Annotated in this window: 20 protein-coding genes and 1 pseudogene; 11 read left to right on the top strand and 10 right to left on the bottom strand. The window is 62.6% G+C overall.

Annotated elements, in window-relative coordinates; all coding sequences use genetic code 11:
* Positions 1-88: 88 nt before the first annotated feature.
* A complete protein-coding gene (locus EP165_RS04035; protein WP_127520249.1) occupies positions 89-871 on the top strand; it encodes a GGDEF domain-containing protein in 783 nt (260 codons plus the stop codon).
* Positions 872-974: 103 nt separating this feature from the next.
* Complete coding sequence (locus tag EP165_RS04030) at positions 975-1,880, top strand: EamA family transporter (RefSeq protein WP_127520248.1); 906 nt, start codon at positions 975-977, stop codon at positions 1,878-1,880.
* Here the strand turns inward: EP165_RS04030 and phhA are convergent.
* A complete protein-coding gene (gene phhA / locus EP165_RS04025) occupies positions 1,877-2,710 on the bottom strand; it encodes a phenylalanine 4-monooxygenase (protein WP_127520247.1) in 834 nt (277 codons plus the stop codon). The two genes, EP165_RS04030 and phhA, sit on opposite strands and share 4 nt — an antisense overlap.
* A 138-nt stretch (positions 2,711-2,848) precedes the next feature.
* Between phhA and EP165_RS04020 the strand changes: the two genes are divergently transcribed.
* Positions 2,849-3,325: an Lrp/AsnC family transcriptional regulator gene (locus tag EP165_RS04020; protein WP_127520246.1), complete on the top strand. Its 477-nt coding sequence runs from the start codon at positions 2,849-2,851 to the stop codon at positions 3,323-3,325.
* 1 nt (position 3,326) lies between these two features.
* On the opposite strand, the gene EP165_RS04015 is transcribed toward EP165_RS04020, so the two are convergent.
* The 4 genes and pseudogenes from EP165_RS04015 to EP165_RS04000 form a co-directional block, all read right to left on the bottom strand.
* Positions 3,327-3,578: a DUF2442 domain-containing protein gene (locus EP165_RS04015; protein WP_281039987.1), complete on the bottom strand. Its 252-nt coding sequence runs from the start codon at positions 3,576-3,578 to the stop codon at positions 3,327-3,329.
* Positions 3,571-3,777 (bottom strand): annotated as a pseudogene (locus EP165_RS20635) (DUF4160 domain-containing protein); the annotation flags it as partial. The pseudogene EP165_RS20635 and the gene EP165_RS04015, both read right to left, overlap by 8 nt.
* Positions 3,778-3,818: 41 nt before the next feature.
* Entirely contained in the window at positions 3,819-4,715 is an 897-nt protein-coding gene (argB, locus tag EP165_RS04005; RefSeq protein WP_127520245.1) for an acetylglutamate kinase, read from the bottom strand.
* A gap of 69 nt (positions 4,716-4,784) precedes the next feature.
* Positions 4,785-6,284, bottom strand: a complete 1,500-nt coding sequence (locus tag EP165_RS04000; protein ID WP_127520244.1) for an amidase — start codon at positions 6,282-6,284, stop codon at positions 4,785-4,787.
* 112 nt (positions 6,285-6,396) lie between these two features.
* Between EP165_RS04000 and EP165_RS03995 the strand changes: the two genes are divergently transcribed.
* From EP165_RS03995 to msrB, 4 genes are all read left to right on the top strand, one after another.
* The gene (locus tag EP165_RS03995; RefSeq protein WP_127520243.1) at positions 6,397-6,936 is read left to right on the top strand and encodes a sigma-70 family RNA polymerase sigma factor; all 540 of its coding nucleotides are present in this window, start codon (positions 6,397-6,399) and stop codon (positions 6,934-6,936) included.
* A complete protein-coding gene (locus tag EP165_RS03990) occupies positions 6,933-7,655 on the top strand; it encodes an anti-sigma factor (RefSeq protein ID WP_206075859.1) in 723 nt (240 codons plus the stop codon). The genes EP165_RS03995 and EP165_RS03990 overlap by 4 nt, the downstream gene beginning before the upstream one ends.
* A 172-nt stretch (positions 7,656-7,827) precedes the next feature.
* Positions 7,828-8,388 carry a fasciclin domain-containing protein gene (locus EP165_RS03985; RefSeq protein WP_127520241.1) on the top strand — a complete coding sequence of 187 codons (561 nt, stop codon included), beginning with the start codon at positions 7,828-7,830 and terminating at the stop codon, positions 8,386-8,388.
* Positions 8,389-8,572: 184 nt separating this feature from the next.
* Positions 8,573-9,079: a peptide-methionine (R)-S-oxide reductase MsrB gene (gene msrB, locus EP165_RS03980; protein WP_127520240.1), complete on the top strand. Its 507-nt coding sequence runs from the start codon at positions 8,573-8,575 to the stop codon at positions 9,077-9,079.
* An 81-nt stretch (positions 9,080-9,160) separates the two neighbouring features.
* Here msrB and yihA read toward each other — a convergent pair whose 3' ends face one another.
* The 5 genes from yihA to rpmH all read right to left on the bottom strand — a co-directional run bounded on the left by yihA (position 9,161) and on the right by rpmH (position 12,871).
* Positions 9,161-9,796: a ribosome biogenesis GTP-binding protein YihA/YsxC gene (yihA, locus tag EP165_RS03975; protein WP_127520239.1), complete on the bottom strand. Its 636-nt coding sequence runs from the start codon at positions 9,794-9,796 to the stop codon at positions 9,161-9,163.
* The gene (locus EP165_RS03970) at positions 9,793-10,431 is read right to left on the bottom strand and encodes a CatB-related O-acetyltransferase (protein ID WP_127520238.1); all 639 of its coding nucleotides are present in this window, start codon (positions 10,429-10,431) and stop codon (positions 9,793-9,795) included. Before EP165_RS03970 ends, yihA begins: the two co-directional genes overlap by 4 nt.
* A 128-nt stretch (positions 10,432-10,559) precedes the next feature.
* Complete coding sequence (gene yidC, locus EP165_RS03965; RefSeq protein WP_127520793.1) at positions 10,560-12,359, bottom strand: membrane protein insertase YidC; 1,800 nt, start codon at positions 12,357-12,359, stop codon at positions 10,560-10,562.
* A 10-nt stretch (positions 12,360-12,369) separates the two neighbouring features.
* The gene (rnpA, locus tag EP165_RS03960; protein WP_127520792.1) at positions 12,370-12,717 is read right to left on the bottom strand and encodes a ribonuclease P protein component; all 348 of its coding nucleotides are present in this window, start codon (positions 12,715-12,717) and stop codon (positions 12,370-12,372) included.
* A 19-nt stretch (positions 12,718-12,736) separates the two neighbouring features.
* Positions 12,737-12,871, bottom strand: a complete 135-nt coding sequence (rpmH, locus tag EP165_RS03955) for a 50S ribosomal protein L34 (protein ID WP_127520237.1) — start codon at positions 12,869-12,871, stop codon at positions 12,737-12,739.
* A 336-nt stretch (positions 12,872-13,207) separates the two neighbouring features.
* On the opposite strand from rpmH, the gene EP165_RS03950 reads away from it, so the two are divergent.
* From EP165_RS03950 to EP165_RS03935, 4 genes are read left to right on the top strand one after another with little or no spacing between them, the layout of a single operon-like run.
* On the top strand, positions 13,208-14,038 hold the full coding sequence (locus tag EP165_RS03950) for a DUF547 domain-containing protein (RefSeq protein WP_127520236.1): 831 nt from the start codon (positions 13,208-13,210) through the stop codon (positions 14,036-14,038).
* 7 nt (positions 14,039-14,045) lie between these two features.
* On the top strand, positions 14,046-14,801 hold the full coding sequence (locus tag EP165_RS03945) for a TVP38/TMEM64 family protein (RefSeq protein WP_127520235.1): 756 nt from the start codon (positions 14,046-14,048) through the stop codon (positions 14,799-14,801).
* Between the two features lie 23 nt (positions 14,802-14,824).
* A complete protein-coding gene (locus EP165_RS03940; RefSeq protein WP_127520234.1) occupies positions 14,825-16,252 on the top strand; it encodes a dihydrolipoyl dehydrogenase family protein in 1,428 nt (475 codons plus the stop codon).
* A 39-nt stretch (positions 16,253-16,291) separates the two neighbouring features.
* A complete protein-coding gene (locus tag EP165_RS03935) occupies positions 16,292-17,779 on the top strand; it encodes a sensor histidine kinase (protein WP_127520233.1) in 1,488 nt (495 codons plus the stop codon).
* Positions 17,780-17,862 lie beyond the last annotated feature (83 nt).

Here is a 17,862-nt window from a genome sequence, read left to right as displayed (position 1 = left end):
GATTCTCCCGGATCGTTCCAATTTTATCGAATTCCGAAACATCGATTTGAGGTGGCTGCGATAGAACCCGGCCACTGGGGAGATTTCGATGCGTCGTGTACTGCGGAAGTCCATCATTGCCACGCTTGGCTCGATCGTTGCGTCGGTGACCATAGGTGCCGTGCTGCTGCCGGCCCTTGGTGCGACTTTCGGACCGGTGGCACTGGCAATGTGCGTCATTTGTCCATTGCTCATTGCCACTCCCGTCACATTGTGGAGCAATCTCAGCAGCAAGCGGCTCACCGATGCACATGAGGAATTGCGCAAGGCACATGAGCGTCTCGCTGGCGCCCATGCCGAACTTGCGGTTGCCCACAGCAAATTGTCGGAGGCGGCGCGCCACGATGACTTGACCGGCATGCTGAACCGGGAGGGCTTCTTCTCGGCGCTGGAGCAGCGTCGCGCCAAAGCGGACAGCGGCACGTTGATGATCATCGATGCGGATTTCTTCAAGCGCATCAACGACACCTATGGTCATCTCACCGGAGACGAGGCTCTGAAGGCAATCGCGGGAGCGATCTGTGGTGCGCTTGAGGAAAATGACCTGCGCGGCCGTATAGGTGGCGAGGAATTCGCCGTCTTCCTGAAGGGCACAACCCCGGCCCGGTCCATGGATGTGGCGCAGCGTATTAGACGTGCGGTTCAGAACATCAGGTTCGATCCCGGAAACGGCTCCCTCGTGCCGCTTACCGTCAGCCTGGGCGCAGCCAGCCATGTTCCGGGAATGAAGCTCTCGGATCTTATGCGCGAGGCGGATGGCAGGCTCTATGCGGCCAAACGCGGCGGCCGCAACCGCGTGGTGTTCGAACCGGACCTGGCCAAGGCAGCCTGATACCGGCGCCGGCTGAGCTAGTCGACATGCCGGCCGCGACGTTGCGCGGAAGGGGGGATCGCGGTTACAGAACGCTGCCTGCTTTCGGACATCGCTCCCGCCAATGGAACTCTGGATACCAATAACGATCGCCGCAGCGTTCCTGCAGAATCTGCGCTCGGCGACGCAGAAGCATCTCAAATCGGTCATGGGCACGACCGGCGCCACCTTTGTGCGCTTTGGCTTCGGCGTGCCCTTCGCGCTTGCCTTCGTTGCTTTCCTGAATGGCGGCCTTGGGTACGAACTGCCAGCACCGAACAGCGCTTTTCTGTTGTGGGCGGTTGTCGGCGGTCTAACGCAGATCGGTGCGACCTTTCTGCTGATTTACCTGTTCTCTTTCCGCAACTTCGCCGTCGGTACGGCCTATTCGCGCACAGAGCCGGCACAGGCGGCGATATTCGGCCTGCTCATTCTTGCTGAGTGGCCATCGTCAGGCGCCTTAGCGGCGATTGCGATCACAGTCTTCGGCGTGATGCTGATCTCGGTGGCGCACGAGCCGAAGAGCCTGCGCAACCTGTTCACAGCGGTGCTCAGCCGCAACGCGCTGATCGGTCTGGCGTCGGGCACGCTGTTCGGCATCGCGGCCGTCGCCTATCGCGCCGCGTCGCTATCGCTTGGCGGGCCCAACGCGCTGATGCAGGCGGCTTATACACTGCTTTGGGTGATCGTCTTCCAGTCCGTGTTGATGGCGGTCTGGATGATCTGGCGCGACCGCGCCGAGCTTGGCCGCGTTGCGCGCGCCTGGCGCCCGGCCCTTTTCACGGGGCTGGTGGGCGCCAGCGCCTCATTCGGCTGGTTCACGGCGATGACCTTGCAGCAGGCGGCAATCGTGAAGGCGCTCGCGCAAGTCGAGATGCTGTTCACCTTCGCGGCCTCGGTGTTTTTCTTCCGCGAAAAGATATCGCCGCTCGAGGCCGCCGGCTGCCTGCTGATTGTGGCCGGTATCGTTGTGCTGGTGCTGCTCGGCTAAACGGTCGCCGGGTCGAGCGGCTCGGCATCCTTCCAGCGTTTCACCAGCGCCTCGAGATCGAGCGCACTGAAGGCTTCGCTCAACGCCTCGAAGGACGGCAGTACGAAATAAGCGCGCTGGAATTTGTCGATCTCGTAGCCGGTGCGCATCACCGTTTCGATGTCGAAGGTCACGCGATGCGCGTCGGCGCTTTCAACCGCAAACTGCAGTTCGCTGTAGGATGACATCAGCCCGGCGCCGAAGGCCTTCATCGGCCCGCCGGGTTCCTGGATCAGACCGAATTCGGACGTATACCAGTAAAGCCGCGTGATCATTTCGTCGCCACCAAGCGCGATCGCGTCGCCGGCGCGTGCACCGTACATGTGCATGAAATCGGCAAACTGCGGCTGGGTGAGGATCGGCACATGGCCGAAGAAATCGTGGAACATGTCGGGTTCGACGATGTAGTCGAGCTCGTCCTCGCGCCGCAGCCAGTTGGTCACCGGAAAGCGGCGGTTGGCGAGGTGATCGAAAAACGGTTCGGCTGGAATGAGGCCGGGCACGGCTACCAGCTCCCAGCCGGTGCGCGCCCGCAGCTTGTCGCTTACCTCGTCGAAATCGGGAATGCGCTCCAGCAGGCCAAGGGCCTCTACGCCGTCGAGGTATGATTTATGCGCCAGCCGCCGGGTGAGCTCCGTCTGCCGGTCGCACAACAGGCGCCAGACCCGCTGCTGAGCGTCGTCATAGTCGTAGGCTTGCTCGACCGTGAAGTCGCTGCGGCAGGCCAGGTAGTCGCCGCGCAGCCCCTGTTCTGCGCATTCGCGCGCGTAGTCCTGAACGCTGATTTCCATGGTTCTTCGCCTCCCTGGATCGAAGGTGGATTCTGCGCGCCATGATAGCGGGAACCCGATGCACGCTTTTGCTTTTTTGGGCGCGCAGAATGGCGAACGGAGGTATATTCACTCGAGAGATGACGGAATGGAGTTGAAATGCCTCGGTTGGATGAATTTGAAGTTGCGATGCTCGAAGCGCTGCAGAAAGACGGCCGCAAGCCGGTCTCGGAGCTGGCGCAGGAAATCGGCCTGTCGACCACGCCTTGCGCGCGCCGGTTCGATTCACTGCGCGAAACGGGCATTCTGAAAGGCTTTCAGGCCGTCATCAGCCGCCGTGCGGTGGGTCTGGCGGTGGAAGTGTTCGTTCAGGTGCGGCTGGTCAGCCACAGCGACGAGTCGCCGGAGCTGTTCATCGCCGCGGTTCAGGATATGGACGAGGTGACGTCCTGCTGGACGATGACCGGCGACCACGACTTCCTGATGCACGTCATGGTACCCACCGTCGACGACCTCAACGAGTTCATTATGAAGCGTCTGATGCGGCTGAAGGGCGTGCGCGACGTGCACACCCAACTCGTGTTGTCGAATATCAAGGGCCCCTACCGCGTGCCGCTCGGGCACCTGCGGCGGTAATCTATTCCGCTGCTGCCTGTGGCGCTGGCTGTGTCTGGTCGCCTCGCCCTGCAAGCAGCCCATCGACAGAAATGTCTTCGTCAAGCTTGTCCCAATGCAGGCCGCGCGTGCTGATCGTTACATCCTCACGCTCGGCAGGCGAAGCGTGGAGCAGGCGCGGAAACCAGGCCAGCGGCACTGCAAGCCGCCTTCCATCCGAAAGGTCGACCCACATGCTGTCCTGATCGAAACTGACGCTGGTTGCCTTAGCCAAAGTGGTTATCCCAAGCTTGTGCAATCTCTGTTCTGCGCACTTCTATGACCTCAACGAGTTCGCGAAGCGTCTTTGCATTGAAACAGTCATTGTAAGCCACGCTAACTTCGGGCCAAAGCCAAAACTTGGCATCCACGCCGTCGTTCATCACGTGTACGTGCTGAGGCTCCCTGGGATACCCTTCGTTCGAGTAGAAGTAGAACCGGAAGCCCTTATGGCGAAAGACGAGCGGCGCAGTAGCTAGGGCACCAGCAGCGTGCCGGCGCCATGTTCGGTGAACAGCTCCAGAAGCACCGCATGCGGCGTCTTGCCGTTCAGGATGACCACACCTTCGACGCCGCGGTCGATCGCCTCGATGCAGGTTTCCACCTTGGGGATCATCCCGCCGGCGATCGTGCCGTCGGCGATCAGCGCCTTTGCTTCTGAAACCGTCAGCTCGTCGATCAGTTTCTTGTCCTTGTCCAGAACGCCGGGCACGTCGGTGAGGAACAGGAGGCGCGAGGCCTGCACGGCACCAGCAATCGCGCCGGCGAAGGTGTCGGCGTTAACGTTGTAGGTGTGCCCGTCGCGGCCGGGCGCCACGGGCGCGATCACCGGGATCATCTCCGACCCTGCAAGCAGGTCGAGCAATGTGCGGTCCACCTCGGCCGGCTCGCCGACAAATCCCAGATCGAGTACACGCTCGATATTGCTGTCGGGGTCGCGCACGGTCTTGTGCGCCTTTTCGGCGAAGACCATGTTGCCGTCCTTGCCGCACAGGCCGATCGCCCATTCGCCTTCGGCGTTGATGAGCGCAACGATCTCCTTGTTGATCGAGCCGGCGAGAACCATCTCGACGATCTCGACGGTCTTGGCATCGGTGACCCGCAACCCGCCCTCGAACTTCGATTCAATACCCATCTTGGCGAGCATCGCCGCGATCTGCGGGCCGCCGCCATGCACAACGATCGGATTGACGCCCGACTGCTTCAACAGAGCGACATCGCGCGCGAAGGCGCGGCCGAGACCGGCATCGCCCATTGCGTGGCCGCCATATTTGATGACGACGGTCTTGTTCTCGTAGCGCTGCATGTAGGGCAGGGCGGCGGAGAGTAGCCTTGCCTGTTCTGCGGGATTGGCGGCAGTGTCGGTAGTCATTTCATCCTCGGCGGGAAATATCGCCAGTCTCATACCGGCATTCGCGGTCACCCGCAAACGGCGGATAGCCTATTGCGGCACGTGAAATGGTGCGCGGCGATCGAGCCATCCCGAGAGTTTCTCGATCTGCCCGGCGAGTGAATAGAGGGTCTCCTCGTCGCCCGGGCGTCCGACCGCCTGGATGCCGATCGGCAGCCCGGTTTTCGTGACATGGACCGGCAGCGAGATGGCCGGTTGTCCGGTCACGTTCTGGATCGGTGTCCAGTGCGTGAACCAAAGGCTCTTGTCCATCAACTGGCCGAGAAATGCGTCAAGCTTGAGCAGCCGGGTCAGATGCAGCTTGTCGAGGAGGCTTTCCAGAACCTCGTCCATGCCGGTGGCGTCCATCTCGCCGACCTTGACCGGCGGATGCGCGATGACCGGCATCAGCACCGCGTCATACTTGGCCGTCGCCGCGATCAGCTGGTGTGAGGCCGCATGCAGCCGCTGAACGCCTTCATAGACCTCGCCGGCCGACAGCAGACCGCCCAGCCGCGCCAGCACCCGCGTCGCGCGCTCGATTTCGCCGATCACGCTGTGGCCGACGCGCGTTGCCTCGAGTCGCATCTGCCCGGCAACCGACGAAGCGACTGAGCGGGCGAAATCTGCGATGAAGGCGCGGTTGGCCATCGGCAGGTCGATCTCTTCCACGCTGTGTCCGCCTTCGCGTGCAAGCGCTATTGCTGCATCTAGCGCGGCCATCGTCTCGTCTGAAACAGGCAGGCCGAGCGGCGATGCGCGGTAAACCGCGATGGCCAGCTTGCCGGGTTTCCTCTTTGCCGCCTGCAGGAACGAGCCCTTTTGCGGCTCAAAGGCCTGATAGGGCGAAAGCGGGTCAGGCCCATGGGTGAGATCGAGCAAAAGAGCGCTGTCGCGCACCGAGCGTGTGACCGCGTGATCGACCACGAAGCCGTACCAGCTTTCCGACGCAACCGGCGTCAGCGGCACCCGGCCGCGCGACACCTTCATACCGACAAGTCCTGTCGTCGCCGCCGGCACCCGGATCGACCCGCCGCCGTCCGATGCATGTGCCGCCGGCACCACCCCGGCGGCAACCAGAGACGCCGATCCGCCAGACGAGCCGCCGGTTGTGTGGCTGGTGTTCCAGGGGCTGCGCGTCGGGCCGAACGCCTTGGACTCCGTAACCAGCCGCAGCCCATGCTCCGGGCTCGTACTGGTCGCGACAGGAACCAGACCGGCCGCAAGGTAGCGCTCCGTGAGAACGGAATCGAAATCCGGCACAAATGGCTCCACGCGGCTGCCCGAATGTGTTGCCACGCCGCGCTGTGCGATAGCCAGATCCTTGATCGCAAACGGAACACCGGCAAGCGGCAGCTTGCGGTCAACGGTTTTTGCGCGTTCCCGCGCCCGGTCGTAGAGCTTCTCGGCCACTGCGTTGAGTTCGGGGTTGACCAGCTCGGCGCGCGCTATTGCCGCGTCGACCAGTTCTACAGGATCGAGTGCTCCCTTGTTGACCTGTTGTGCGAGAAAAGTCGCGTCGTGCGACCAAAGTAATTTGTCGATGCCCATGAACCCCTCCGCTGATGGGGGAACGTAGGATGGCAGGTGACGAGGCGCAACGCTGTCGCGTGCCGCCATCTGCCTCATTGCAAATGCACACGGAGCCTCTAATCTGACCCCAATGACGCCACAGGACATTTCCAAGCTCATAGTGCGGGTCTCGATGCGTGACCGCGCAGCGTTCGATTTGCTTTACCGGCAAACGAGCGCGAAACTATATGGCGTGTGCCTGCGTATCTTGAATGACCGGGCGGAGGCCGATGAGGCGCTGCAGGAGGTTTTCGTCAAGATATGGACGAAGGCCGATCGCTTCGCCGTCTCCGATCTCAGCCCGATCTCGTGGCTGGCGGCCGTGGCGCGCAATCATTCGATCGACCGGATTCGCGCTCGCCGCCCCGCCGCGGACGATATTGATGAGGCGCTGGATGTCGCCGACCCCGCCCCCGGACCCGAGGCTATGGCGGTTGCCGGCGGGGAACGGCTGGCGATCGACAGCTGCCTCGATGAACTGGAGGCCGATCGCGCGGATGCCGTGCGCGGTGCATATCTGAATGGCGACAGTTACGCCGAACTTGCGGAGCGGTACGCGGTGCCGCTCAACACGATGCGGACCTGGCTGCGGCGCAGCCTGCTGAAACTCAGGGAGTGTCTGGAACGATGACACCGGTGGACGACAGGGACATGGAACAGAACGGAGGCGAGAACATGCTCGCTGCCGAATATGTTCTCGGCGTCCTGCCGGATGCCGAGCGGCGCGAGGCAGCCGCACGCATCGATTCCGATCCCGCATTTGCCCGCGAAGTTGACGCCTGGGAGGTCAGGCTTTCCGGCATGGCTGAGGCTTTTGAGCCGGTCGAGCCGCCGGCGGACCTGAAGCAGGCGCTGGACAGCAGGCTGTTTGCCGGTAGTGCAGCGCCATCCGGGCGTGTTGGTTTCTGGAACAGCCTCGCCTTCTGGCGTACGGCTACGGCCGCGGCGCTGGTCGCGATGGTCGTCGCGCTTGCCATTCCCTATCTGCTGGTCGATCCGGGCAGCATCACCACCGAGCGGCTGGTCGCATCGCTGTCGCATGACGACACCGATGTGCATTACTTCGTTGTCTATGACGCCGCCAAATCGGATGTCGGCCTGTCGCACGTGACCGGCGCCCGCGCCGAGGGGCGCGATTTCGAACTCTGGGTCATCGAAGGCGGCAATGCGCCCGCATCGCTCGGCGTCATACCGGTCGGATCCAATGTGCATCTGGCAGTGGCCGGCGAGCTCAAGCGCCGCATCGAGGCTGGCGCGGCTTTCGCAATCAGCCTTGAACCTCTCGGCGGCTCGCCGACGGGCGCCCCGACCGGGCCCGTGGTCGCCGTCGGCGATCTCACAACCATCTGATTTTTCGCCTGGCGCAGTCGGGGAGGGTGCTTTGTAGGCACCCTTTTTCCTGTTTGTTTCCAGGAGGTTCGCAAAAAATGTGCGGCGAGCCGAAACTTTCTCCACATGCCCGCGTTGCTTCTCTTGCCCAACCCCACAGGGCCCAAAACAGGGAAACAGAGGAGTTACCCCAATGCGTAAGTTCACTTCCGCTTTTCTTTCCGGTGCTGTTGCAGCAGCTGCCATCGCTGGCGCTGCCTATGCCATGGAAAATCCGATGGTCGGCGGCGCCGCCATGTATGCCGACAAGAATATCGTCGAGAACGCCGTGAATTCGGCCGACCACACCACGCTGGTTGCGGCCGTGAAGGCTGCTGGCCTGGTCGAAACCCTGCAGGGTCCCGGTCCGTTCACCGTGTTTGCACCGGTCAACGCGGCGTTCGATGAATTGCCCGCCGGCACAGTCGACACGCTGCTGAAGCCCGAAAACAAGGATCAGCTGACCAAGATCCTGACCTGTCACGTCGTCGCGGCCGATGCCATGTCCGACGCAATCCAGGGCATGATCGCCGATGATGGCGGCAACCACCCGGTTCCGACCGTCGGCGGCTGCACCCTGCAGGCCAAGATGGATGGCGATAACATCACGCTCACCGACGAGAACGGCAATGTGGCGACCGTCACCATCGCCGACGTCGACCAGTCGAACGGCGTCATCCACGTGATCGACAAGGTTCTTCTGCCGAAGGCCTGACGAAACGGCCGCGCGGCGCTCCCGATCCCCGTACGCCGCCGCGCGGCATTCTCGCCCCGCTCTGCGCCGTGCTGCACCCGTAGCGCATGGCGGGGCGATCCACGCCGGCCCGCTCAAGCCAAGTTGATTGTTTCGCGAGCGCCTGGCCGGTGTATGCCCGTCCCGACGACAAGGAGATCCCAGCATGAACAAACGCGAACTTCTTTATGGAACGGGAGCCCTGACGCTTCTTGCCGGAGGAGCCGCGCTTTTCGGAGGTCGCGCCATGACGTCGGCACAAGCTGCCGCCGAAGGCAGTTTCGAGATCACCAGGAGTGAGGACGAGTGGCGTACCATCCTCACATCTGCACAGTTCTCGGTGCTGCGTGAGGAAGCGACCGAGCGGCCGTTCACGAGCCCGCTGAACAATGAAAAGCGCGCAGGCACATTCCACTGTGCCGGCTGTGACCTTGCGGTCTATCCCTCGGATACGAAATACGATTCCGGCACTGGCTGGCCGAGTTTCTGGGAAGCGCTGCCGAATGCCGTCGGCACCAAACCCGACAACTCGCTTTTCATGCGGCGCACGGAGTGCCACTGCCGCCGCTGCGGCGGCCATTTCGGCCACATCTTCGACGATGGTCCGCCGCCCACTGGCAAGCGCCACTGCATCAACGGACTGGCACTGAGCTTCAAGCCGTCACAGGCTTAAGTAGCGAGGCCGGCGAGGCTATTCACCGCACATTATGCGGAGAATAGGCGCCCTAATCTCCGCATGGGAGCCGCGGTCGGCCTAGTTCAGCGCAAGCGCGATCGCCAAACGCAGCTCGTCCAGCCCGCTGCCCGTTTCTGAGGATGTCGCAACGACTTCCGGAAAGGCGGCTGGCCGGCGGCGGATCTTCTCCAAGGTTTCCGCGACGAGCCGTTTCGCTGCCGGCGGCTTGATCTTGTCGGTCTTGGTCAGCACGATCTGGTAGGAGACCGCAGCCTTGTCGAGAAGGTCGAGCACCTCCTCGTCATTGGCTTTGAGCCCGTGGCGGGCATCGATTAGGACATACACCCGCTTCAGCGTCACGCGGCCGCGTAGATAGTCGAAGACGAGCCGGGTCCATTGTTCCACGGTCTCTTTCGGCGCTTTTGCATAGCCGTAGCCCGGCATGTCGACCAGCGCCATCGGCGGCAGGTCGTCGGCGCTGCCCGCGTGGCCATCCGGCACGAAATAATTCAGTTCCTGCGTGCGTCCGGGTGTGTTCGATGTCCGTGCGAGGCCCTTGCGACCGAGCAGCGCGTTGATGAGCGACGACTTGCCGACGTTGGAGCGGCCGGCAAAAGCGATTTCCGGCGGCCCCTCAGGTGGCAGGAACTTCATCGAAGGCACGCCGCGGATGAAGACCCACGGCTGCGCAAAGACTGTCGCTTCCACGCTCAAGCGGCTGCCTCGAGCGCGGCGATGTCGGCGCCTCTGATCGCATCGAGATTGCGGGTGATCTTTTCGGCATCCCAATCCCACCAGGAGATCTCGAGCAGCCGGCGTATCGTGCCGGCGTCGAACCGCATCTTGACCACTTCCGCGGCGTTACCGGCCACGATCGCGAAGGGCGGCACGTCGCGGGTAACCACCGAGCGTGCCGCAACGATGGAGCCATCGCCGACCGTGACGCCTGGCATGATGATCGCTTCCATGCCGATCCAGACATCGTTGCCGACCACCGTGTCGCCGCGCAGTTCACGCGTCCATGTGTCGGGGTCGAACCCCTTTTCCCAGCCATGGCCGAATATGTTGAACGGGTATGTCGAGAAGCCCGACATGGCGTGGTTCGCGCCGTTCATGATGAAACGCGCGCCTTCCGCGATGGCGCAGAAGCGTCCGATAATCAGCTTGTCGCCGATAAAGGGATAATGGTGCAGAACGCATTTCGACTGAAACGTATCGGGTCCGTCGGGATCGTCGTAATAGGTATAGTCGCCGACCTCGATATTAGGCGCATCGACCAGAGGGCTGAGAAAGCCGACCCGCGGATGCATCTCGATCGGATGTTTGATTTCCGGCTTAGGCCCGTACATGCAACCTCCAAGCGGCGCCAATCAGGCGCACCCAGGGACGCCGATATCCCTCGTTGGATTAGCGATTTTCCCGGGAACATCAAGCATCAGCCCCGCCGGAGCGGGGCCAATTCGTTAGTTCGCCGTTGTTATTCGGCCGGGGTGGGCTTCTTCTTGAACAGCCCGACCAGATTGTCCCAAAGCTCGATCTTGGCGCCCTGGCGCTTCATGATAACGCCCTGCTGCAGGATCGACAGGAAGTTGTTCCAGGCCCAGTAGATCACCAGGCCGGCCGGGAAGGTGGCCAGCATGAAGGTGAACACCACCGGCATCCAGTTGAATATCATCGCCTGCGTCGGGTCCGGCGGTGTCGGGTTCATGCGCATCTGCAGGAACATCGTGATGCCCATGATGAGCGGCCAGATGCCGATCAACAGGAATGACGGCACGTCATAGGGCAGCAGGCCGAAGAGATTGAAGACCGATGTCGGGTCTGGAGCCGACAGATCCTGGATCCAGCCGAAGAAGGGCGCATGCCGCATCTCGATGGTGACGTAGAGCACTTTGTAGAGCGCGAAGAAGACCGGAATCTGGATCAGGATCGGCCAGCAGCCGGCCAGCGGATTGATCTTCTCTTTTTTGTAGAGCTCCATCATCGCCTGCTGCTGCTTCATGCGGTCATCCGCGTATTTCTCGCGAATTTCCAACATGGCAGGCTGTACCTTCTTCATGTTCGCCATCGACTTGTAGGATTTGTTGGCGAGCGGGAAGAAGATGGCCTTGACCACGACCGTGGTGGCCAGGATGGCCAGGCCGAAATTGCCCAGGAGCTTGAACAGCCAGTCCATGAGATAAAAGACCGGCTTGGTGATGAAATAGAACCAGCCCCAGTCGATCAGCAGGTCGAACTGGCGAATGCCGAGGTCCTTTTCATAGGCGTCGATATCGGCAACCTGCTTCGCGCCGGCGAAAAAGCGGCTCTCGATCGTGGTGGCGGTACCCGGCTGAACGGAGACCGGGTCGGCGAGATAGGCGGCCTGATAGCGCGGACGCGCATTGTTGTCGAAATAGGCGTAGGTCGGCTGAAAGCTGCCCTGCGGTGGAATGAGCGCGACGGCCCAGTATTTGTCGGTGAAGCCGAGCCAGCCATCGTTCGATTTGCCGGGTGTGATTTCGGGCGTTTCCTGAAGATCGCCATAGTCGATCTCCTGCAGGCCCTCTTCGCCGGTCACACCGATCAGACCTTCATGCAACACATAGATGCCGACGGTTTCGGGTGTGCCGAACCGCATCGTGCGGCCGTAGGGTGTGATATCGGCTGCGGCCGAACCGGAGTTCGAGACACTGTCGGTGACAGTGAACATATAGGCCTGGTCGACCGCGATCGTGCGCTTGAAAGTCAGGCCTTCGCCATTGTCGAATGTGAGCTCGACGGGATTGGCCGGGGTCAGAACCGGCTCGCCCGAGACTGACCAGACCGTGTTGTTGTTGGGCAGGGAGTCGAGGTTTTCGCCGCGATAACCGAGCTCGACGAAATAGCCGTTGGGATTTTCGGCCGGGCGCAGCAGTTCGACATTTGCCGAGTTTTTATCGACCGAGACACGGTAGTCCTTGAGTACCAGCTCGTCCAGGCGCGCGCCGGTCAGATTGATCGAACCCGAAAGAGTGGGCGTGTCGATGCGCACGCGGCCGCTGCTTGCGCTGGCCTGCACGTCGCCGCCTGGCGCGGTCTCGTTCCCGGCAGGCAGATCGCCGGAGGTGCGGGCCTGCGCGGACGGCAGGTCGCCGCTTCCGGCGGTCGTCGCTTCTTCGCTTGCCTGGCGTTCCGCCTCGATGCGAGCGGCTTCCTGCTGCGCTTCGATGCGCGGGTTCATGTAGAACACCTGCCACAGCGTCAGGATCGCGACAGACAGCGCAATCGTGATGAAGAAGTTGCGATTATTTTCCATCATTAGGTAATCAGCCCGCCTTGCGCATTCGCCGGGAAAGTTCGGCCTTGAGCCGGTCGAAAGACGCCTCGAGAATGTCGGCCCGCCCGACGATCACATAGTCATTGCCACCCGACATGTCATCGGCGGCGTGGGTGCGAATTGCCTCACGCAGCCGCCTGCGGATCCTGTTCCGGATCACCGCATGGCCGGTTTTTTTCGTAACCGTGAGGCCAAAGCGTGGCGGCGCGTCGTCGCCACGCTCCAGTACTTCCATCAGAAACAGCGGACCCCGCCGCTTCTCGCCCTTTCGGGCAGCGAGAAACTCGGCCCTTTTTCGCAGTTTGCGCGGGAGACCGCGTTTTGCCGCTTGGGCCAGCTTCCCGGCTCCGGATTGATCAGGCGCTGAGCCGCTTGCGGCCACGTGCGCGGCGCGCCGCGACGACCTTGCGGCCGCCAGTGGTGGCCATGCGCGATCGGAAACCGTGACGCCGCTTACGGACGAGCTTGGATGGCTGATAGGTACGCTTCATTTGTTTCAATACCGCGGTGTGCGGCCCTTCTTGGGTCTGTCTCGATGGTCAAGATCAGGAGCGTTTGTCGCAGGCTGCCCCGGTGCGCAAAAAAACAGTCGCCGGACGGGGCGCCCGAGCGTGCGCGGCTTATAGAAACGAAGGGCCTCGAAGTCAATCGTCGGCATTTTGCCGACCGCTCCTTGCGTTGGCGGGCGCAGCGCGGGATCTTTCACGCTTCGGTGAAAGTATCGGGAAACGCACTCAAAAGGCAGTGAGACCCGGGCTGAGGTGCTTGCCTGGCTGCCGGTCCGGCCTCATTTGAGCACGCGACCGAGATTGATAGTGAAGTGACCGTTGACCGAGAACCCCGCCGCCGAGATTTTCAGCCGCCGACGACTCCTGGCAGGCACCGCAGCGGTGGCCGCCATGGCAGCAGTGCCGACCGTCGCTCGAGCCGCAATGCGGCAGCTTGCGCCGCGCGGAAGCATTGCCGCTGACCACAGCGGTTTCGATCGTTTGTTACAGGCTTATGTCGTGCCGGACGGCAGCGGCTACAATGCCGTGAACTATAGGCGTTTCAGGGCAGAAGGACTGGACGCGCTGCGCGCTTACCTTGCAGAGCTGGGCAAGGTCGAGCCGTCTTGGCTGTCGGCCGCCGAGGCGCATGCCTATTGGATCAACCTCTACAACGCCAAGACGCTGGAAGTCGTGCTCGACCATTACCCGGTCGGCTCCATTCGCGAAATCGACCTGGGCGGAGGCGGGCTCTTCGGGCGCGGGCCGTGGTCGCGCAAGCTGCTTTCGATTGCGGGCATCGAGCTGTCGCTCGATGACATCGAGCACGAGATTGTTCGGCCGCTCTTCGGGGACCCCCTCAGTCACTACGGTCTCAACTGCGCCTCATACTCCTGTCCGAACCTTGCCACCCGCGCCTACACCGGCCCAAACGTCGAGGCACTGCTGGCGCAGGGCGCAGCGGAATATGTCAATCATCCCCGGGGTATCGCCGTTTCGAAGGGCAGGATCACCGCCTCGAAAATCTACTCTTGGTATGCCGGAGATTTCGGCGGCCGCCGTGGTTTGAAGCGGCACTGGCTCGCTTTTGCCAATCCGGCGCATGCGCGACAAATTGAAACTGCTTCGATCGGGGGCTACCGATATGATTGGCAACTCAACGAGGCCTGAGGAGGTCATGGCACCACAAGGTGACGATGCGCCCGTCGAGCGAGGCGGTAAGGGTTACTGGCGGTATCTCCCGTTTCTGGTCGTTCTGGCTGGCCTCGCATTCGGATATGCCATGGGCTGGCATCGATTTCTGAGCCTTGGCTATCTCTCCGAAAGCAGCGGCGCGCTGCTGGCGATGGTGGCGGATTACCCCGTTGCGGCGCCGCTGCTCTTTTTTGTGGTTTATGTGCTGGCGACGGCGTTTTCGTTTCCCGCCGCGTCGGTGCTGACGATCTTTGCCGGTTTCCTCTTCGGTTGGCTTCAGGGCGGGTTGCTTGTGGCGTTCGCGGCAACCCTCGGTGCAACGTTCCTTTTCCTCGCCGCCCGCAGCGCGTTTGGCGATGCCTTGCGGCGGCGCGTCAGCGGCCCGGCCGCGCGGCTGGCCGATGGCTTTGAGGAAAACGCTTTCGGCTACCTGCTCGTGCTGCGCCTTGCGCCTGTGTTCCCGTTTTTTGTCATCAACATTGTGCCGGCGCTCTTCAAGGTGCCGCTGCGCAGCTATGTCGCCGCGACGTTCATCGGCATCCTGCCCGGCACCTTCGCTTATGCCTGGCTCGGGCAGGGCGTCGGCTCCGTACTCGACGCAGCGCGGGCCGCCGGCGAAGAGCCGTCGGTTGCCAATCTGGTCACGCCTGAGATTACATTGGCCTTTGTATTTCTGGCTGTCGTCGCCGCAATTCCCACTATTGTGCGCACGGTGCGCGGCCGGTTGGCCCGCAAATAGCCATCGAAGAGGATCGCCGTTTCATGTCCACGCTATTGAAGCCCGACGTCTGTGTGATCGGGGGCGGGTCCGGCGGGCTCACCGTCGCCGCCGCCTGCGCTGCGTTCGGTGTTCCCGTCGTACTCATCGAGCGCGGCAAGATGGGCGGCGACTGCCTCAACTACGGTTGCGTTCCCTCCAAGGCGATGATCGCCGCCGGAAAAATTGCGCAGTCGATGCGCCAGGCTTCCGCCTTCGGCATTTCCGATGTCGAGCCCGAAGTCGATTTCCGCAAAGTGCACAAGCACATCCGTTCGGTCATCGACGCCATCGCACCCAACGACTCGGTGGAGCGCTTCACCGCGCTCGGTGTACGGGTCATTCAGGACGAGGCGAAGTTCGTCAACCGCAGGACCGTGCGTGCAGGCGAATTCGAGATACGCGCCCGGCGCTTTGTCGTCGCTACAGGCTCTTCGCCGCTGGTGCCGCCCATTCCCGGTCTTGAGGATGTCGGCTACTTCACCAACGAGACGGTCTTCGAACAGACGCGCAAGCCGGCCCATCTGATTGTCATCGGCGGCGGGCCGATCGGTATGGAGATGGCGCAGGCGCATCGCCGGCTGGGCTCCGACGTGACCGTCGTCGAGGCGCTGACCGCGCTGGGCAAGGACGATCCCGAACTTGCGGCCATCGCATTGCGGCGCCTGCGCGGCGAAGGCATCGTCATCCACGAAGGCACCAGGGTGGTGAAGGCCGAAAAGCGCGGCCGCTCCGGCGTGCGCGTGCATGTCGAGAGCAAGTCGGGCGCGACCCATATCGACGGTTCGCACATTCTCGTTGCCGCGGGCCGTTCCGCCAATGTTTCGGACCTTGGCCTCGACGACGCCGGCATCGCCTATGAACGGCGTGGCATCAAGGTCAGCGACAAGCTGCGGACCACCAATCGCAGGGTCTACGCGATCGGAGACGTTGCCGGCGGCCTGCAGTTCACCCATGTGGCGGGTTATCATGGCGGGCTTGTCGTGCGCGCGCTTCTGTTTCGCCTCCCGGCGCGAGAAAACCGCTCCATCATCCCGTGGGCGACATATACCGACCCGGAGCTCGCGCAGGTCGGCATGACCGAGGCGGACGCGGTCAGCGAGGGCGGCGAGCTCTCCGTGCTGCGCTGGCCCTATGCGGAAAACGACCGCGCGCAGGCCGAACGCAAGACCGGCGGTTTCATCAAGGTGATTGCAGGAAAGCGTGGCCGCATACTGGGTGCCGGCATCGTCGGCGCCAATGCCGGCGAGATGATCAACATCTGGGCGCTCGCCATCTCCAAGGGGCTCACTCTGCGGGATATGACGGCCTACGTGCCGCCCTATCCGACCATGACCGAAATTGGCAAACGCGCGGCAATCACCTATTTTGCTTCTGCAACGCGCAAACCTTCTGTGCGCCGGCTGGTTCGGTTTCTGCGCCGCTTCGGCTGAACCTGCACCGGCGGCGCGCAGGACCGCTTGAGGACGGCGATGTCGGCAGGTGAGGAAACTGGCAGCCACTCGCGAGGCGAGAGTGCCCGCAATGTCCCTTTGACACGCGGACTTTCGACCAAGCTGCTTTTGCTCACGGTGTTGTTCGTGATGCTGGCCGAGGTTCTGATATTCCTGCCATCGGTAGCGAATTTCCGCCTGCAGTGGCTGGGTGAGCGGTTGGGCACGGCGGCATCTGTCGCAACCGTGCTCATGCATGCCGACCCGATGGACCTGTCCCAGGTGGCGCAGGACGACGTATTGATGTCGCTGGGTGCCAAGGCCATCGCCGTGCGCGATGAAGGCGAATCGCGCCTGCTGGTGGTGACCGAAATGCCGCCGCATGTCGATTTGCATATCGATCTGGAGGCCGGCGGCCCGATGCTGGCCATTGCAGGTGCGCTCGATACCCTGTTCTACGGTGGCGACAAGACGCTGCGGGTTACCGGCCCCGTCGGCGACAGCGACAAGGTATTCGAGCTTATCGTTCCGGACACGCAACTACGCCAGGCGATGCTGACCTTTTCACGCAACGTTGCCGGGCTGTCGCTGCTGATCTCGCTGATCACCGCGACGCTGGTCTTCTACGCAATCAACCGGATGATGATCCGTCCCGTGCGGCGCATGACGCAATCGATGCTGACCTTTGCTCAGGCGCCGGAGGATGCCGGTCGCATCATCAGCCCGCGCGAGCGGGCCGACGAGCTGGGCGTTGCCGAACGCGAGCTGGCGAGCATGCAGACGACCTTGCAGCGCACCCTTGCCGAGCAGAAACATCTGGCCGACCTTGGCCTCGCCGTCTCCAAGATCAATCACGACATGCGCAACATCCTGGCCTCGGCGCAGCTCATCTCCGACCGCCTGCGGCTGGTGAAGGATCCAACTGTGCAGACCTTCGCGCCCAAGCTTGTCCGCGCCATCGACCGCGCCGTGGCTTACACGGAGGGCGTGCTCGCTTATGGCCGCACGCAGGAAGCGCCACCCTCGCGCCGCCGTGTGCGGCTATCCATGCTGGTCGATGATGTCATCGGACTGCTGAGCATCGATTCCTCACCCGGCATCGAGTTCGTGAATGAAGTTGCCCCCGACCTCGAAATCGATGCCGACGCCGAGCAGTTTTTCCGCGTCCTGTCCAACCTCGGCCGCAACGCCGTCCAGGCGATGGCCGGAGATAGGGATGCGGCATTGGTACGGCGTCTCACCATCGCTGCCGAGCGCACCGGCACAGTCTGCAAGGTCACGGTTGCCGACACCGGCCCCGGTTTGCCGAAGAAAGCGCGGGAGAATCTGTTCGCGGCTTTCCGCGGTTCGGCTCGCAGCGGCGGAACCGGGCTTGGCCTTGCGATTGCCAACGAGCTGGTGCGGGCCCATGGCGGCACGCTGGAGCTTGTGGAGAGCATCGGCGGCAGCACCGTCTTCGCCATCACCATTCCCGATCAGCCGGTCAATCTGGACGAAGCTCGAACCGCGATGCGCCGGCCTGCATAATCCACGCGAGAGCGGATTGGACCCGCTGGCCTGTATCGTTTCGCACTCTTGTCCTGCGGCGCGCGCCGGCAAAGGGCCGGTCC

The sequence above is a fragment of the Mesorhizobium sp. Z1-4 genome (assembly GCF_004000235.1).
Taxonomy (GTDB): Bacteria; Pseudomonadota; Alphaproteobacteria; order Rhizobiales; family Rhizobiaceae; genus RCIO01.
This window is presented reverse-complemented; position numbering and strand designations above follow the sequence as displayed.

Excerpts from the sequence above, each read along its gene's own strand:
- rpmH (WP_127520237.1), bottom strand. The coding sequence starts at position 12,871 with ATGAAGCGTACCTATCAGCCATCCAAGCTCGTCCGTAAGCGGCGTCAC.
- msrB (WP_127520240.1), top strand. The coding sequence starts at position 8,573 with ATGAACAAACGCGAACTTCTTTATGGAACGGGAGCCCTGACGCTTCTT.
- EP165_RS03985 (WP_127520241.1), top strand. The coding sequence starts at position 7,828 with ATGCGTAAGTTCACTTCCGCTTTTCTTTCCGGTGCTGTTGCAGCAGCT.
- EP165_RS03970 (WP_127520238.1), bottom strand. The coding sequence starts at position 10,431 with ATGTACGGGCCTAAGCCGGAAATCAAACATCCGATCGAGATGCATCCG.
- EP165_RS04035 (WP_127520249.1), top strand. The coding sequence starts at position 89 with ATGCGTCGTGTACTGCGGAAGTCCATCATTGCCACGCTTGGCTCGATC.
- EP165_RS03995 (WP_127520243.1), top strand. The coding sequence starts at position 6,397 with ATGACGCCACAGGACATTTCCAAGCTCATAGTGCGGGTCTCGATGCGT.
- EP165_RS04000 (WP_127520244.1), bottom strand. The coding sequence starts at position 6,284 with ATGGGCATCGACAAATTACTTTGGTCGCACGACGCGACTTTTCTCGCA.
- EP165_RS03945 (WP_127520235.1), top strand. The coding sequence starts at position 14,046 with ATGGCACCACAAGGTGACGATGCGCCCGTCGAGCGAGGCGGTAAGGGT.
- EP165_RS03935 (WP_127520233.1), top strand. The coding sequence starts at position 16,292 with ATGTCGGCAGGTGAGGAAACTGGCAGCCACTCGCGAGGCGAGAGTGCC.
- EP165_RS03990 (WP_206075859.1), top strand. The coding sequence starts at position 6,933 with ATGACACCGGTGGACGACAGGGACATGGAACAGAACGGAGGCGAGAAC.
- phhA (WP_127520247.1), bottom strand. The coding sequence starts at position 2,710 with ATGGAAATCAGCGTTCAGGACTACGCGCGCGAATGCGCAGAACAGGGG.
- EP165_RS03940 (WP_127520234.1), top strand. The coding sequence starts at position 14,825 with ATGTCCACGCTATTGAAGCCCGACGTCTGTGTGATCGGGGGCGGGTCC.
- EP165_RS04020 (WP_127520246.1), top strand. The coding sequence starts at position 2,849 with ATGCCTCGGTTGGATGAATTTGAAGTTGCGATGCTCGAAGCGCTGCAG.
- argB (WP_127520245.1), bottom strand. The coding sequence starts at position 4,715 with ATGACTACCGACACTGCCGCCAATCCCGCAGAACAGGCAAGGCTACTC.
- yidC (WP_127520793.1), bottom strand. The coding sequence starts at position 12,359 with ATGGAAAATAATCGCAACTTCTTCATCACGATTGCGCTGTCTGTCGCG.
- EP165_RS04030 (WP_127520248.1), top strand. The coding sequence starts at position 975 with ATGGAACTCTGGATACCAATAACGATCGCCGCAGCGTTCCTGCAGAAT.